Consider the following 14,114-nt stretch of genomic DNA (forward strand, 5'->3'; position numbering starts at 1 on the left):
AAAGAGGAGGGCATAGGCCTTGTGGCCATGCCCGACGATTGAACGCCAGATTGCCGCTTAGGAACGTTTGCAACGTCGAGCGGTTACGGCGTTTGGCAAAACGCCGTAACTTAATAAGTTTGGTACCTTGACATTCATTTCTCATGCTCCTAGATTGGTTAGGCACAAAACAATTCCACTACCTAACTAAAGAAAGGAGCAACACTAATTCATGTGCGATGAACCTCTTAACCTTTGTTCGCACGAGCCCGGCGGCGACCCGTCACAGCCGGCGGATGTACCCGAAGCGGTCAGTGCCGAAGACAAACTCGCCAAGCGCATCCTGAGCGGCCTGGGTTTTTGCGGCCATTACATGCATTTTCATGGCGGAGGCGTGTCCGGCAAGGCGCCCATCATCTGCCTGCTGGCCAAGCAGCCCGGCGGCGAGATGTCGCAGCAGGAACTCGGCATGCACTTTGACCTCAAGCCGGGGTCGCTTTCCGAGATCCTGTCCAAGCTCGAGGTCAACGGCCTCATCGAGCGCAGCCGTAACCCCAAGGATCGACGGCAACTCACCATTCGCCTGACCGAAACCGGCCGGGAAAACGCCCGCATCGACCAGGCGGCCCGCATCCGCTTTAGAGAACGGGCCTTTAGTGCCCTCACTCACGACGAGCGCGAGCAGCTCGCCGAAATGCTCGAGAAAATCCGTGTAACCTGGGAGGAACTGGATGATTAAAACCCTCATGGGCAGCATCCGCGACTATATGAAAGTCGCTGTTGCCACGCCATTGCTCGTGCTTGGCGAGGTGCTCTGCGAGGTGCTAATTCCATTTATCACCGCCAACCTGATCGACGCCATCAAAGACGGTGCCACCGTAGCCGAGATGCTTCCCACCGCAGGCTTTTTGGTGCTCATCGCACTGACGTCGCTTGCTTTTGGTGCCGCTGCCGGCGTCACCTGCAGCCATGCGAGCTGCGGCTTCGCCAAGAACCTGCGTCACGACCTGTTCTACAAGATCCAGACGTTCAGCTTTGCCAACATCGATGAGTTCTCGAGCTCCTCGCTCGTCACGCGTCTGACCACTGACATCAACAACGTTCAGCAGGCCTTTATGATGATCATCCGTATCGCCGTGCGCGCGCCGCTGGTCTTGATCTTCGCTTTTACCATGGCATTTATCATGGGCGGCAGCGTCGCCATGGTCTACCTGGTCATCATTCCGCTGCTGGGCTTTGGACTGTTCTTTATCATCTTTAAGGTACGCCCCATCTTCTCGCGCGTGTTCCACAAGTACGACGCCCTTAACGAGTCCGTCGAGGAAAACGTCACCGGCATGCGCGTGGTCAAGAGCTATGTGCGCGAAGACTTTGAGAAGGAGAAGTTCGCCACCGCCGCGCGCGACGTCCAGATGGACTTCACCCGCGCCGAGAAGCTGCTCGCCTTTAACAACCCCATGATGAACATCTGCGTCAACGGCGCATTTGTCGTCATCATCTACCTGGGATCCAAGCTCATCATCACGAGCCAGGGCACGCTGTTCGACGTGGGCCAGCTCTCCTCGATCTTTACCTATGGCTTCGCGATCCTCATGAGCCTGATGCAGCTGTCGATGATCTTTGTCATGGTGACCATGGCCGACGAATCGGCGCACCGCATTACCGAGGTGCTGGCCGCCGAGCCCACGATCGCCGATCCCGCCGAGCCCGTGCTCGAGGTTACCGACGGTTCCATCGACTTTGACCACGTGAGCTTTAAGTATTCCGCGCATGCAAAGCGCCAGGCGCTCGACGATATCGACCTGCACATTAAGAGCGGCGAAACCATCGGCATCATCGGCGGTACCGGCTCGGCCAAGTCCACGCTCGTTAACCTCATCGCCCGCCTGTACGACGCCACCGAGGGCACCGTGCGCGTGGGCGGCATGGACGTGCGCGACTACGACTTGGACGCCCTGCGCCACCAGGTGGCCATGGTGCTGCAGAAAAACGTACTGTTTAGCGGCACCATTGCCGAAAACCTGCGCTGGGGCGACCCGAACGCCACCGACGAGGAAGTCCGCGAGGCGGCACATCTGGCCTGCGCCGATGAGTTTGTCGATGGCTTCCCCAAGGGTTATGACACCTGGATCGAGCAGGGCGGCTCCAATGTTTCCGGCGGTCAGAAGCAGCGCCTGTGCATTGCGCGTGCCCTGCTGCGTCGCCCCAAGATCTTGATCCTGGACGACTCCACCAGCGCCGTCGACACCAAGACCGACGCCAAGATCCGCGCAGGGTTGGCAAGCTATCTGCCCAACACGACCAAGCTCATCATCGCCCAGCGCATCAGCTCCGTGCAGGACGCAGACCGCATCATCGTCATGGAGGGTGGCCGCATCGCGCAAATCGGCAACCATGACGAGCTGCTCAAGACAAGCGAGATCTACCGCGAGACCTTTACCTCGCAAAACAAGATGTCTGCCGAGGGCGAAGGGGCCGTCGAGGCCGACACCGAGGCATCCGCAACGCAAGCCCAGACCCAGGAAGGAGGCGAGGCACATGAGTAAGGCAACGACCGCCGAGCGCGCACTCAACCGCAAGGGCGGCACCATGTCGCGCCTCATCAAGACGCTCTTTGGCTTCTACCCCGTGCTTTTGCCCCTCGTCGTTGTCGGCGTGGTGCTCTGCGCCATCATCAACTCCATCGGTGCGACCTTCCTTCAGAGCGCTCTGCAGATTATTAGCGAATCGTGGCAGTCGGGCGATTGGGAAGCCGCACAGCCCAAGATCGCACAGCTCGTGACCACCCTCGCCTGCATCTACGGCGTCGGCATCCTGTCCTCGCTCTTCTGGAACCGCGCCATGGCCATCGTCACGCAGGGCTCGCTCGAGAAGCTGCGCGAGAAGATGTTCAACCGCATGCAGGACCTGCCGATTCGCTACTTCGACACGCACCAGCGCGGCGACATCATGAGCCACTACACCAACGACATCGACACGCTGCGCCAGATGATCAGTCAGTCGCTGCCCAACCTGCTCATGACGACCATCGTCATCGTCACGGTGTTCTTTATCATGCTGTACTACAGCGTGTGGATGTGCCTGGTCATTGTGGCCGGCGTCGCCTTTATGACCTTTATGACCAAGCTGCTCGGCTCCAACTCCGCGCGTTTCTTTATTGCGCAGCAGACCGAGCTCGGCGTGGTCGAGGGCCATATCGAGGAAGTCATGAACGGCCAGAAGGTCGTCAAGGCATTCTGCCACGAGTCTGCCGCCGAGGCCGATTTTGACGAGCGCAACGAAAAGCTCTTCGAGGTTTCCCAGAAGGCCAACATGTACGCCAACATCCTCATGCCCATCCTTATGAACCTGGGCAACCTGCTCTACGTGCTGGTGGCCCTTGCCGGCGGCATTTTCCTGGCGCTGGGCGTGCCTAACCTGAGCATCTCGGGCATGGCGTTGTCCATCGCCGTCGTGGTGCCGTTCCTCAACATGACCAAGCAGTTCTGCGGACAGATCGGCCAGATCTCGCAGCAGATCAACGCCGTGGTCATGGGCCTCGCCGGCGCCGACCGTATCTTTGAGCTCATCGACGAGAAGCCCGAGGCCGATGAAGGCTACGTGACGCTTGTCAACGCGCAGGTGAACCCCGATACCTGGCAGCTCGAGGAGGCCGACCACCATACCGGCATGTGGGCATGGAAACATCCGCACCGCGCAACCGGCGAGATCGAGTACGTGCCACTGCGCGGCGACCTGGTCATGGACAACGTCGACTTTGGCTACACGCCCGACCACGAGGTGCTGCACGGCGTGTCCGTGTTTGCCAAGCCGGGCCAGAAGGTCGCGTTTGTCGGCGCCACCGGTGCCGGTAAGACGACCATCACCAACCTCATCAACCGCTTCTATGACATTGCCGACGGCAAGATCCGCTACGACGGCATTAACGTCAACAAGATCCGTAAGGCCGATCTGCGCCGCTCACTGGGCGTCGTGCTGCAGGACGTAAACCTGTTCACCGGCACCGTGATGGATAACATCCGCTACGGCAACCTGGACGCTACCGACGAGGAGTGCATCGCGGCGGCCAAGCTCGCGGGCGCCGACGACTTCATCACCCGCCTGCCCGACGGCTACGACACCATGCTCACCGGCAACGGCGCGCAGCTGTCGCAGGGCCAGCGCCAGTTGATCTCGATCGCACGCGCCGCCGTCGCCGATCCGCCGGCGATGATCTTGGACGAGGCCACATCGAGCATTGATACCCGCACCGAGGCTATCGTGCAAGCGGGTATGGACAAGCTCATGGAGGGGCGCACGACGTTTGTCATCGCGCATCGCCTGTCCACCGTGCGCAACTCCGACGCGATCATCTGCCTGGACCACGGCCGCATCATCGAGCGCGGCAACCACGACGAGCTAATCGCCAAGCGCGGATATTACTATCAGCTCTATACCGGAGCGTTTGAGCTGGAGTAGTTCGGCTCGCCGAGATGGCCGATTTGCCGCTCATTCGTCGGGCACGACCCTAATCAATGCCCTCCTCTTTCGCGGTAAATCGACTCATCTCAACGACCCAAACACGATGCGCCGCAACGAATAAAGCCTCCGCAGCCACACGAGCCGCGGAGGCTTTTCTATACCTTCTATTACGGGCTTACCGTTCCTCGCGTTGCGGCCCGGCTGCCTCGGCTGTCTTTACGCGGTTCTTGTCGATGTACATGTTTTTGTCGGCCTGGGAAAAGAGTTCACGCATGGTAGGCGGCTCGTCAAAATCACTGGAAAGCGCGTAGCCCACCGCATAGCTGATAGGCATGTCGGGGTGGGCCCCGGAATACTCGTTCACGTTCGCACGAACCTGAGCGAGACAGGACTCCACGGCAGCCCGATCGGCATCCCACAGCACCGCGATAAACTCATCGCCGCCGTCGCGGCCCACAAAGCAAGTCTCGGACGCCACGCGCCCCAGCTGCCGGGCAAAAGAACGGATGTATTCGTCACCCTTCTCGTGGCCAAAGGTGTTATTGACCGTATGCAGATTGTTAAGATCGAAGACGCACAGCGCAACGGGCGCTTCAGCGGAAACGGGCTGCTCCTGCCCCAAGATCTCCTCGCACTTGTTCTTGTTGGGCAGTCCCGTGGCTTCGTCGAGATAGACTTTGCTCTGCAGTTCGCGATTGAGCGCGGCAGTTCGCACCGCGCGAACAAGCTCGACCGCAAAGGTCGTCACCAAGCCCATGATGTCGATGATCACCAGGCCCTCGAGATAGTTGAGCGCCGACGCCTTCTCCTGAGAGTAGTCCTCTGCGAGTCGCGTAGCATCGTCGCAAATGCCAAAGAACTCCTCGCTCATGGCGATAATGTCAGTGTTCTCGTAGCCGACTTCGCGCACGCGGACGATCTCGGCGCAAAGCTCATCAAAATAGTTTGCAAGCTCGGTCATCTTTGCCTGATACTCATCGTCGTCGAGACGGACGAGGTTGAGGTCGTCACTTCCGTAACGCAAACCGTTGATGTATGAATCCACGGCTTTGAGCAGGTCATCTTGAGGCTGGCCCGCATCCTCGAGCTTAACGATTCGCTGCGTGGTACCGCGCACCAGACCGGCGTAGTTGACCACGCGCGCCGTGCCCTGGATATCGGAGACGAGCAGCATGACATTGATGAAGAAGAAGATGAGAACTGCCGTGAGCACCATCATGAGCAGGCGCACCGCCTGGCTGGCCTTCTTGGCGACAGAAGTACTCACGAGTTCAATCCCCTAAATGACAAAAGAGTAGGTGGCGCATAGCGTCTTGTAAATCATGCGGGGTCAACTCTACCAGATGATTTTTCTAGGACGGGGGCTATTTTGCACCTCGGCTTGATTCGTTCGCCACGAAATGCGCCTATCTACTACGTTTAACCGATCGCCCTCAACCATGCCAAATTTCGCGAAATAAAAACCGCAGGTAAACGGCTTGCCGATTTTCTGTAAAACCAGGCATGGTCGACCCATACGGTTCAAACGTAGTAGATAGGTCATTTTCGTGGCGCGGCCCCAAAACAGTCTTTTGGGACGGGTGGTATCCTTGGTAGCCCTGTGCTGCAAACGCACCTTAAACGCAAGGAGTTTCATGGATCTTATCGCCCAGCTCGCCCGCGAGCTCAACCTTAAGGCTGACAACATCGAGGCAGCCGTCAAGCTCATCGACGAGGGCAACACCATCCCCTTTATCTCGCGCTACCGCAAGGAAGCCACGGGCGGCATGGACGACGTCGCCCTGCGTGCGCTCGACGAGCGCCTGTCCTACCTGCGCAATCTTGAGCAGCGCAAAGAGGACGTCATTCTGCTCATCGACGCCCAGGGCAAGCTCACGCCCGAGCTCGAGCAGCAGATTCGCGAGGCCACGCAGCTCCAGCGTGTCGAGGACCTCTACAAGCCCTACCGCAAAAAGCGCATGACCCGCGCGCAGAAGGCCCGCGAGGCCGGCCTGGAGCCGCTCGCCAACATGATCATCATGCAGGCCTCGGCCAAGGGCAGCGCACTCGACGCCGCCGCGGCATACGTCAACGAGGAGGCCGGCTTCGACACGCCCGAGAAGGCGCTCGCCGGCGCCGCCGACATCGTTGCCGAGACGGTGGCCGAGGACCCTGAGAACGTCGCCGACCTGCGCGCCTTTACGCAAAACACCGCCGATATCGTCGTCGAGGCGACCGACCCCGCGGAGAAGACTCCCTACGAGCCTTACTACAACTTTGACGAGCCGCTGCGCCGTATCCCAAACCACCGCGTGCTGGCTATCGACCGCGGTGAGCGCGAGGGCAAGCTCCGCGTGCGCGTGAACGTCGACGGCGCTGCCGCCACGGCACGCCTCGGCAGCCGTTGGCCCCGACGCCAGGGCGTGTTTGCCCCCATCTTCGATGCTGCCATCGCCGACGGTTACAAGCGCCTCATGGCCCCCTCGCTGGAGCGCGAGGCCCGCGCCAAACTCACCGTTCGCGCCCAAACCGAGGCCATCAATGTCTTTGCCAAGAATCTCGGAGGCCTGCTCTCGGCACGCCCCGTGCGCGGCGCCCGCGTGCTCGCGCTCGATCCGGGCTACCGCACCGGCTGCAAGGTCGCCGTCATGGACGAGACCGGCAAGCTGCTCGACCACGGCGTGGTCTACCCCACCAAGCCGCGCCACGACGTCGCCGGCACCAAGCGCGAGCTCGCCCGCCTCGTCAAGAAGGACGGCGTCAACACCATCGTCATCGGCAACGGCACCGCCAGCCGCGAGACCGAGGAAGTCGTCTCGGAGTTCATTGCCGAGCAGGCGCCCAGCCTTCGCTACACCATCGTCAACGAGGCCGGCGCGTCGGTGTACTCCGCCTCCGAGCTCGCCAGCCAGGAATATCCCGACCTGGACGTCACCGTGCGCGGTGCCATGAGCCTGGGCCGCCGCCTGCAGGACCCGCTGGCAGAGCTCGTCAAGATTCCGCCCCAGTCCATCGGCGTGGGCCAGTACCAGCACGACCTTGACCAGGCCGAACTCTCGCGCACCCTGGGCCACGTGGTGGAAGACGTCGTCAACCGCGTGGGCGTCGACGTCAATACCGCAAGCGCGAGCCTGCTGGGATACGTATCGGGCATCACGCCGAGCGTGGCCAAGAACATCGTGGCCTACCGCGAGGAAAACGGCGCCTTTACCGATCGCCGCCAGCTCAAGAAGGTCCCCAAGCTGGGACCCAAGGCATACCTCAACGCCGCAGGCTTCCTGCGCATCAACGGCGGCAAGAACCCGCTCGACGCGACAAGCGTCCACCCCGAAAGCTACGAGGTGGCCACGTCCGTCCTGGAGCGCGCCGGCGTTCAAGCCAGCGAGCTCAGCCGCGGCGGCGTGCCCGACATCGAGCGCCGCCTGGGCAGCATCTCGGCGCTGGCAAGCGACCTGGACTGCGGCACCCTCACGCTCATCGACATTGTCAACGAGCTCAAGAAGCCCGGCCGCGACCCGCGCGACGATGCGCCCGAGGTGGTCTTTAGCCGCTCGGCGCTTTCCATCGACGACCTGGAACCCGGCATGGAGCTCAAGGGCACGGTGCGCAACGTCGTCGACTTTGGCGCGTTCGTCGACGTGGGCGTGCACCAGGACGGCCTCGTACACATCTCCAAGCTCGCCAACCGCTTTGTCAAGCACCCGAGCGACGTGGTACGCGTCGGTGACACGGTCAAGGTGTGGGTCGAGAAGGTCGACCGCGACCGCAAGAAGATCTCGCTCACCATGGTGCAGGGAAAGTAAACCGCCAAAGCAAGGGTACCCCCTGTAGCAGCGTGCAAAATCGCGAGTATTCTGCAATTTCCGCCGTTCCGTATGCCCCTCAGAGACGAAAAAGCAAGAAACAGCCCCCGTTTTAGCGTCATCAGAGCCAAAACGGGGGCTGTTCCATGCTTCACCCAGCTGGTAAAAGCCTTTACCTTGCTGAATACTCTCAATTTTGCACGGCGCAGGCGGGGGTACCTTTGTCCACGGCAGGATATGGAAGCCTATCACCAACCTACCGGCAAGTTCGTGTCGGCAGCCCCGGCCTTTCCTTTGCCTAGCGCGACCCTCGCGAAGCGCGTGAGCGATAGGGAAAGGAAAGGCCGGGGCGAACAACCCGCGATGTAGTCAGCGTTCGCGTTACGGCAGGATATGGAAACCGAGCGAGGCGATATCCTTGGCAAAGCCGCGCACGGTGTCGAGCGAGACCTCGTACGGGTCGCGGCCGATGTTCTTGCGCTTGGCCAGGATGCTGTTGGGCACCGTAATGATCTGGCAACCGCAGGCTTCGGCCTGGTAAATGTTGATGAGCTCGCGCGTGGATGCCCATAGGACCTCGCAGTTGGGCTTGGCGGCGGCCTTCTTGACCGACTCCGTCATAAACGGAATGGGATCGACGCCGGTGTCGGCGATGCGGCCGGCAAAGAGCGAGATGATGGACGGCGTCTCGGCGTCAACGGCCTCGACCATCTCGTCGACCTGCGTAGGCGTAAAGATGGTGGTGACGTTGACCTTGATGCCGTCGGCCGAAAGCTTGCGGACCAGCTCGGCGGTGGACTCGCCCTTGGTGGTCACGCACGGAATCTTGACGTAGACGTTCTCGGCCCAGGTAGCGATCTCGCGGGCCTCGACCTCCATGGTCTCGACGTCGTCGGCAAAGACCTCAAACGACACGGACACATCGGTGATGTGGGCCAGGACCTCCTTGGCAAACGCGCGGTAATCCGTCACGCCGCCCTTCTTCATAAGGGACGGGTTGGTCGTGAAACCCTGAACGTTGCCGTTCTCGTACATGTCGAGCATGCCCTCGAGGTTTGCACCGTCAGCGAACACCTTGATTGCCATCTGCCTGATTCCTTTCGTTAGCATACGGCCGATAAACTGCTAAACACTTTACCTACGTTTATCAAGGCGTGAGCTGCGGTTTTTTTATCTTCTCGGCGAACGGTTTTGCAGATTTACCATTTTTTATCGACGCCCCAGCGGCAAAACGTTTTTGCCGATCATTGCGTTTGGTTCCGTTCACGGAACAGAAGCAGCGCCTCACCGGCTCATATTCACAACCGCTCCAAATAAAAAGCGGTGACGCCTCGTTTGAGACGTCACCGCTTCCGTGTAGGAGCCGGTTATCGGAGCTCCGCCCGATTAGGGCTTAACGTATGCCTGGATTACTCTTCCTCAACGTGATTGATCACAGCACCCTTGGTGTGGATGAAGTTGGGGACGAAGGCAACGACCAGAAGGACAGCGAGAATCGCGTAGACACCGGTGGTACCGAAGGCCTCGGCAGCGCGGCCAAGCGTAATACCAATGACGGAGAAATCGAAGTCGCCGAACGTAGTGTTCTTGAAGCCAAAGACGTCAAGAACGGGCAGGAGCAGAGCCGGGGCAAAGGTGATGAGCAGGCCGTTGACGAAAGCGCCAAGAGCTGCGCCCTTGCGACCGCCGGTAGCATTGCCGTAGATACCTGCGGTAGCACCGCAGAAGAAGTGGGGAACCATGCCCGGGATGATGAAGATGCCCAGGGTAGCGCCCACGATGAACATACCGACCACGCCACCGATGAAGGAGGCAACAAAGCCGAGGATGACGGCGGTGGGAGCATAGGGGAAGAAGACGGCGCAGTCGACGGCGGGGATGGCGCCGGGGATCAGCTTGTTGGAGATGCCCTGGAAAGCCGGGACCAGGTCGGCAAGGATCATACGAACGCCGTTGTAGACGATAGTGACACCGACGGCGAAGGACAGGGCACAGGTCAGGGCATAGACGATTACATTGTCGCCGCCAGCGATCTTGGTAACGACCGCAGGATCTGCGATGTAAGCGGCGAAAGCGGTAACCAGGTAGAAGAAGGCCATGGTAAGAGCCGTGGAGATGGTGGTGTCGCGCAGGAAGGAGAACTTCTCGGGAACCTCGATCTTCTCGGTGCTGTTCTCCTCGGCGTCCTTAGCAAAAAGCGTACCGACTGCAGCGGAGATGTAATAGGCGAGTGAACCGAAGTGGCCCATGGCGATTTCATCGCCATCGGTAACCTTCTCGGTGAAACGCTGACCAACGGCGGGAAGCATAGCGCTCACGAGGCCCAGGAACATGCCGCCCACGATGACAAGCTGGACATCCTGGAAGCCAGATGCCTGCAGAACGGCAGAAAGCAGGCAGGCCATAAACATGCTGTGATGGCCCGTCAGGAAGATGTACTTAAACTTGGTAAAGCGGGCAATGATAATGTTCACGACGTAGCCGAGAATCAGGATCATCATGGTCTGAACGCCGAGGACGCTCTGAGCCATCGAAACGACGACCTCGTTGTTGGGCACGACGCCGGTGATGTGGAAACCGGTCTCGATGAAGGTACCCAGCGGAGCAAGGTTCTCCTGAACAACAGCGGCGCCGGCAGACAGCATGATGTAACCAAGAATGGGCTTCAGGGTGCCCGTCATCACCTTGTGGGCAGGACGCTTAAGCGCGACAAGGCCCACAAAGGCAAATAGACCCATAATCCACGCTGGCTTGGTCAGAATCGATTGGATAAACTCAAGTATGGGAAGGATGGCTTGCATCTGCGCTTCCTTTCTCTCTAACGTGGGCGCGTTTCCCTCTTCCACAGGGAACCGCCCTTTTTTGTGCCGCTTTAGGCGTTAGCGGCGGCCGCCTTGATTGCCTCGAGGGCGTCTTCGCGGATCTTCTTCTTGTTCACATAGCTGCGAACGATCACAACGTTGCCGTGGAGCTCGGGTGCGAGCTCTTTAACGGTGATGAACAGATCCGGATTTGCGGAAGAAGCACCGTTCAGGTCCATAGACTCAACGTCGGCCTTGATGCCCTCCTCCTCGCAAAGCTCCTCGACTTTGCCAGCGAGCATCAGGCTAGACCCGATGCCGTTTCCGCATACGGTGATGATATGCATGGCAACCTTCCTCTCCTACACGTGACGGTTTTCCGTCTATCCAAAAGCGGCGACGCATCGCCGTGCCATTAAGGCCTAAAAGAATGAACGCATGGTCTCCAAAACCTGCTCGGGCGTATCGCATGCGCTGAGTTTGGCAACGCAGTCATCGTCCTCGAACATCTGCGAAAGCTCCGCCAAGCAACCAAGATGAGCCTTAGGGTCGGGCGCGCAAATACCCACGAGCACGTGAACCGGATCGAAATCCTCGTGTCCAAACGCAACGGCTGGGTCAAGCGTGACGATACAGATTCCCGCTTCACTCACATTGCCATCTGCCTGAGCGTGGGGCATGGCGATGCCCTCTTCCAAGACCATATAGGGGCCGAATTTGTGAACCGATGAAATCATGGCGTCAACATAGCTCTGGTCGCATTTGCCAGCGCCTACGAGCAACTTACCGCATGCCCTGATCGCTTCCTCCCAATCGGAGGCCTCGACGTGGCAGGCAACAAGCTCGGGCTTAAGAAGATCGGTCAGCATGCTCGTCCCCTACTCCTCGGGCAAGATATGAAAACCAAGCGCCTGAACGTCGCGGGCAAAGCCCTTGACCGTATCAAGCGAGTACTCAAGCAAATCTTTCCCGAAATTCTTGCGCTTGGCAAGAATGGCATTGGGGACCGTAATGATCTGGCATCCAACGGACTCCGCCTGGAAGATATTGAGGACCTCGCGCGTAGACGCCCAGAGAACCTCGGCAGCAGGCTTAACGGCAGCCTTCTTTACGGACTCCGCCATGAGGGGCAGCGGATCGACGCCGGTATCGGCAATGCGACCGGCGAAGATGGACAGAATAGAGGGGGTCTCGGCAGAGACGGCATCGACAAACTCGTCGACCTGCTCGGGCGTGAAGATCGTGGTGACATTCACCTTGATGCCGTCGGCAGAAAGGCGCTTGACCAGCGCGGCAGTGGACTCGCCCTTGGTGTTGAGCGCCGGGATCTTAACGTAGACGTTGTCTGCCCAGGTTGCAATCTCGCGAGCCTCGGCTTCCATACCAGCCTCGTCGTCGGCGAACACCTCAAAAGAAACCGACACATCGGTAATGTGCTCAAGAACCGTCTTGGCAAAAGCGCGATAGTCAGTCACGCCACCGGCCTTCATAAGGGAAGGATTGGTCGTGAAGCCCTGAACGTTGCCATTGTCATGCATGTCAAGCATGCCTTCGAGGTTAGCGCCGTCGGCAAACACCTTAATCGCCATGTTCGGTCCTTTCTCATCTAGCACTATTGCTATCGAAAGCCTTCTTCTTTGTTTCAAAAGCTTTTCGGCTTTCTTTTATAAACTATTTCAAAAGCCATCGAAAGCTCAATTGTCAACTTTCCGTGAACGGTCGAATATCGGGTGTGAACGTACTTCTTTTGGGCGGCACCTTCAGAATGAGACTCTTTATAGCCCGTCTACGTGCGAACTATCTGCTACGCATGCATTTGTGACATGCCATTCCGTTCTTTTGATTCATTCGAATTTGCCTTGTTCTTTTCATATCGATACGTTATATTTCGATTACGAAAGGCGCATCTTTTACCTTTTGTTCAAAAGGAGCGGCATATGTCATCTACTTCAGACCTTTCACCGGCCGAGCGTCAGCGATTTATCATGAATTGGCTGGCCGAAAAGCCAAATATCTCGGTATCCGACATCGTTCGCCGTTTTTCGGTTTCGGAAGTCACCGCACGACACGACCTCATCTCGCTGGAATCCGAAGGCAAGCTGCGTCGCGTACGCGGCGGAGCGGTATCGCTTTCTCGCTCCAACGCAATCTCGTATCCCGAAGAGCGCATCAATGTCCAAGTCGAGGCCAAGGAAGCCATCGCCGCAACCGCAGCAACTCTTGTTGATGATGGCGATGTTCTGGTAATTGATATCGGCACCACAGGCTTTTACTTCGCTAAGGCCCTCATGGACAAGCGTGAGATCACCATTATCACCGGCGATCTTGCAATCGCGAACTACGCCAGCTTCAATCTCCCCAATGCTTCGGTAGTGCTGCTGGGCGGCTCCGTGCGCAAGGGCCACCTCTATCTCGCGGGCGCACTAACGCTCGACTGCATGAGCAAACTACATGCCGACAAGGCGTTTGTCAGTGCCGACGGATTCCACCCCGACCACGGTTTTACCGTCGAGCACGACTTCTCGGCCATGATCAAGCATATGTACCTTACCAACTCAAACCAGGGCTACATGATGGTTGACCAGGGAAAGTTCAACAAAACCAGTTTTTATCAGTCCGCGCAGATCGATGACCTCGACGGCATCATCGTTGATGGAGACGACGAGAGCATCATGACGGCGGCGATCGAGAGCAGTCGCAGTCATCCCAAGCTCTATATTGCAAAATAGCTCAAATGGCCGGGTCGCCCCCACTGCGGGCGACCCGGCCATTTATTAAATCAACCCAAAATGCTGCATCGCTGTGACGGTACCGTCGTGTGCGACATCGTCGGTCACGTAGTCGGCGAGCGCCTTGACTTCGGGCATGGCGTTGTCCATGGCGACAGCCGTCTCGACAGCGGCGAGCATACCCAGATCGTTGCCGGAATCGCCAAAGCCAAAGGTGCGCGCGTTGCCGGTGCGACCTAGATACGCCAGCGCCCGCGCCAGGCCCACGCCCTTGTCGATGCCCTTGGGGCTCAACTCGCGATTTGTTTGCTGGGCTCACTTGGAAGAGCGGCGGTAAACGCATCTCCCGGTTAATCCGGCAC

11 protein-coding genes and 1 pseudogene are annotated in these 14,114 nt (G+C 58.9%); 5 read left to right on the forward strand and 7 right to left on the reverse strand.

The genetic code is table 11. The features are described from left to right. Positions 1 to 211: 211 nt before the first annotated feature. Genes DW823_RS08145 through DW823_RS08155 form a run of 3 tightly spaced genes read left to right on the forward strand, consistent with a single transcriptional unit; the run spans position 212 to position 4,437 of the window. A complete protein-coding gene (locus tag DW823_RS08145) occupies positions 212 to 718 on the forward strand; it encodes a MarR family winged helix-turn-helix transcriptional regulator (protein ID WP_055286298.1) in 507 nt (168 codons plus the stop codon). Next, complete coding sequence (locus DW823_RS08150; RefSeq protein ID WP_055286297.1) at positions 711 to 2,525, forward strand: ABC transporter ATP-binding protein; 1,815 nt, start codon at positions 711 to 713, stop codon at positions 2,523 to 2,525. Before DW823_RS08145 ends, DW823_RS08150 begins: the two co-directional genes overlap by 8 nt. Beyond that, a complete protein-coding gene (locus DW823_RS08155) occupies positions 2,518 to 4,437 on the forward strand; it encodes an ABC transporter ATP-binding protein (protein WP_118081662.1) in 1,920 nt (639 codons plus the stop codon). Before DW823_RS08150 ends, DW823_RS08155 begins: the two co-directional genes overlap by 8 nt. Before the next feature lie 178 nt (positions 4,438 to 4,615). Here the strand turns inward: DW823_RS08155 and DW823_RS08160 are convergent, their stop codons facing one another. Continuing rightward, positions 4,616 to 5,707, reverse strand: a complete 1,092-nt coding sequence (locus DW823_RS08160; RefSeq protein WP_199574416.1) for a GGDEF domain-containing protein — start codon at positions 5,705 to 5,707, stop codon at positions 4,616 to 4,618. A 367-nt stretch (positions 5,708 to 6,074) separates the two neighbouring features. Between DW823_RS08160 and DW823_RS08165 the strand changes: the two genes are divergently transcribed. Next, a complete protein-coding gene (locus DW823_RS08165) occupies positions 6,075 to 8,222 on the forward strand; it encodes a Tex family protein (RefSeq protein ID WP_118081664.1) in 2,148 nt (715 codons plus the stop codon). A 381-nt stretch (positions 8,223 to 8,603) separates the two neighbouring features. Here the strand turns inward: DW823_RS08165 and DW823_RS08170 are convergent, their stop codons facing one another. From DW823_RS08170 to DW823_RS08190, 5 genes are all read right to left on the reverse strand, one after another. Further along, positions 8,604 to 9,308 (reverse strand): transaldolase, encoded by a 705-nt coding sequence (locus DW823_RS08170; RefSeq protein WP_233543052.1) that lies wholly within the window; start codon positions 9,306 to 9,308, stop codon positions 8,604 to 8,606. Between the two features lie 323 nt (positions 9,309 to 9,631). Beyond that, on the reverse strand, positions 9,632 to 11,023 hold the full coding sequence (locus DW823_RS08175; RefSeq protein ID WP_117766757.1) for a PTS ascorbate transporter subunit IIC: 1,392 nt from the start codon (positions 11,021 to 11,023) through the stop codon (positions 9,632 to 9,634). Between the two features lie 71 nt (positions 11,024 to 11,094). Beyond that, a complete protein-coding gene (locus DW823_RS08180) occupies positions 11,095 to 11,370 on the reverse strand; it encodes a PTS sugar transporter subunit IIB (protein ID WP_022094539.1) in 276 nt (91 codons plus the stop codon). Between the two features lie 75 nt (positions 11,371 to 11,445). Then, on the reverse strand, positions 11,446 to 11,892 hold the full coding sequence (locus DW823_RS08185; RefSeq protein WP_117766759.1) for a PTS sugar transporter subunit IIA: 447 nt from the start codon (positions 11,890 to 11,892) through the stop codon (positions 11,446 to 11,448). Positions 11,893 to 11,901: 9 nt separating this feature from the next. After that, entirely contained in the window at positions 11,902 to 12,612 is a 711-nt protein-coding gene (locus DW823_RS08190) for a transaldolase (protein WP_117640993.1), read from the reverse strand. A 348-nt stretch (positions 12,613 to 12,960) separates the two neighbouring features. Here DW823_RS08190 and DW823_RS08195 point away from each other — a divergent pair, with 348 nt between their 5' ends. Further along, entirely contained in the window at positions 12,961 to 13,752 is a 792-nt protein-coding gene (locus DW823_RS08195) for a DeoR/GlpR family DNA-binding transcription regulator (protein WP_158549398.1), read from the forward strand. 45 nt (positions 13,753 to 13,797) lie between these two features. On the opposite strand, the pseudogene DW823_RS08200 reads toward DW823_RS08195, so the two are convergent. Continuing rightward, a pseudogene (locus DW823_RS08200) lies at positions 13,798 to 14,049 on the reverse strand (HAD family hydrolase); the annotation flags it as partial. Positions 14,050 to 14,114: the final 65 nt, after the last annotated feature.

It is taken from the genome of Collinsella sp. AM34-10 (assembly GCF_003469185.1).
GTDB lineage: Bacteria > Actinomycetota > Coriobacteriia > Coriobacteriales > Coriobacteriaceae > Collinsella.

Coding starts and splice junctions, on each gene's coding strand:
- DW823_RS08145 (WP_055286298.1), top strand. CDS start 212: ATGTGCGATGAACCTCTTAACCTTTGTTCGCACGAGCCCGGCGGCGAC.
- DW823_RS08150 (WP_055286297.1), top strand. CDS start 711: ATGATTAAAACCCTCATGGGCAGCATCCGCGACTATATGAAAGTCGCT.
- DW823_RS08155 (WP_118081662.1), top strand. CDS start 2,518: ATGAGTAAGGCAACGACCGCCGAGCGCGCACTCAACCGCAAGGGCGGC.
- DW823_RS08165 (WP_118081664.1), top strand. CDS start 6,075: ATGGATCTTATCGCCCAGCTCGCCCGCGAGCTCAACCTTAAGGCTGAC.
- DW823_RS08170 (WP_233543052.1), bottom strand. CDS start 9,308: ATGGCAATCAAGGTGTTCGCTGACGGTGCAAACCTCGAGGGCATGCTC.
- DW823_RS08175 (WP_117766757.1), bottom strand. CDS start 11,023: ATGCAAGCCATCCTTCCCATACTTGAGTTTATCCAATCGATTCTGACC.
- DW823_RS08180 (WP_022094539.1), bottom strand. CDS start 11,370: ATGCATATCATCACCGTATGCGGAAACGGCATCGGGTCTAGCCTGATG.
- DW823_RS08185 (WP_117766759.1), bottom strand. CDS start 11,892: ATGCTGACCGATCTTCTTAAGCCCGAGCTTGTTGCCTGCCACGTCGAG.
- DW823_RS08190 (WP_117640993.1), bottom strand. CDS start 12,612: ATGGCGATTAAGGTGTTTGCCGACGGCGCTAACCTCGAAGGCATGCTT.
- DW823_RS08195 (WP_158549398.1), top strand. CDS start 12,961: ATGTCATCTACTTCAGACCTTTCACCGGCCGAGCGTCAGCGATTTATC.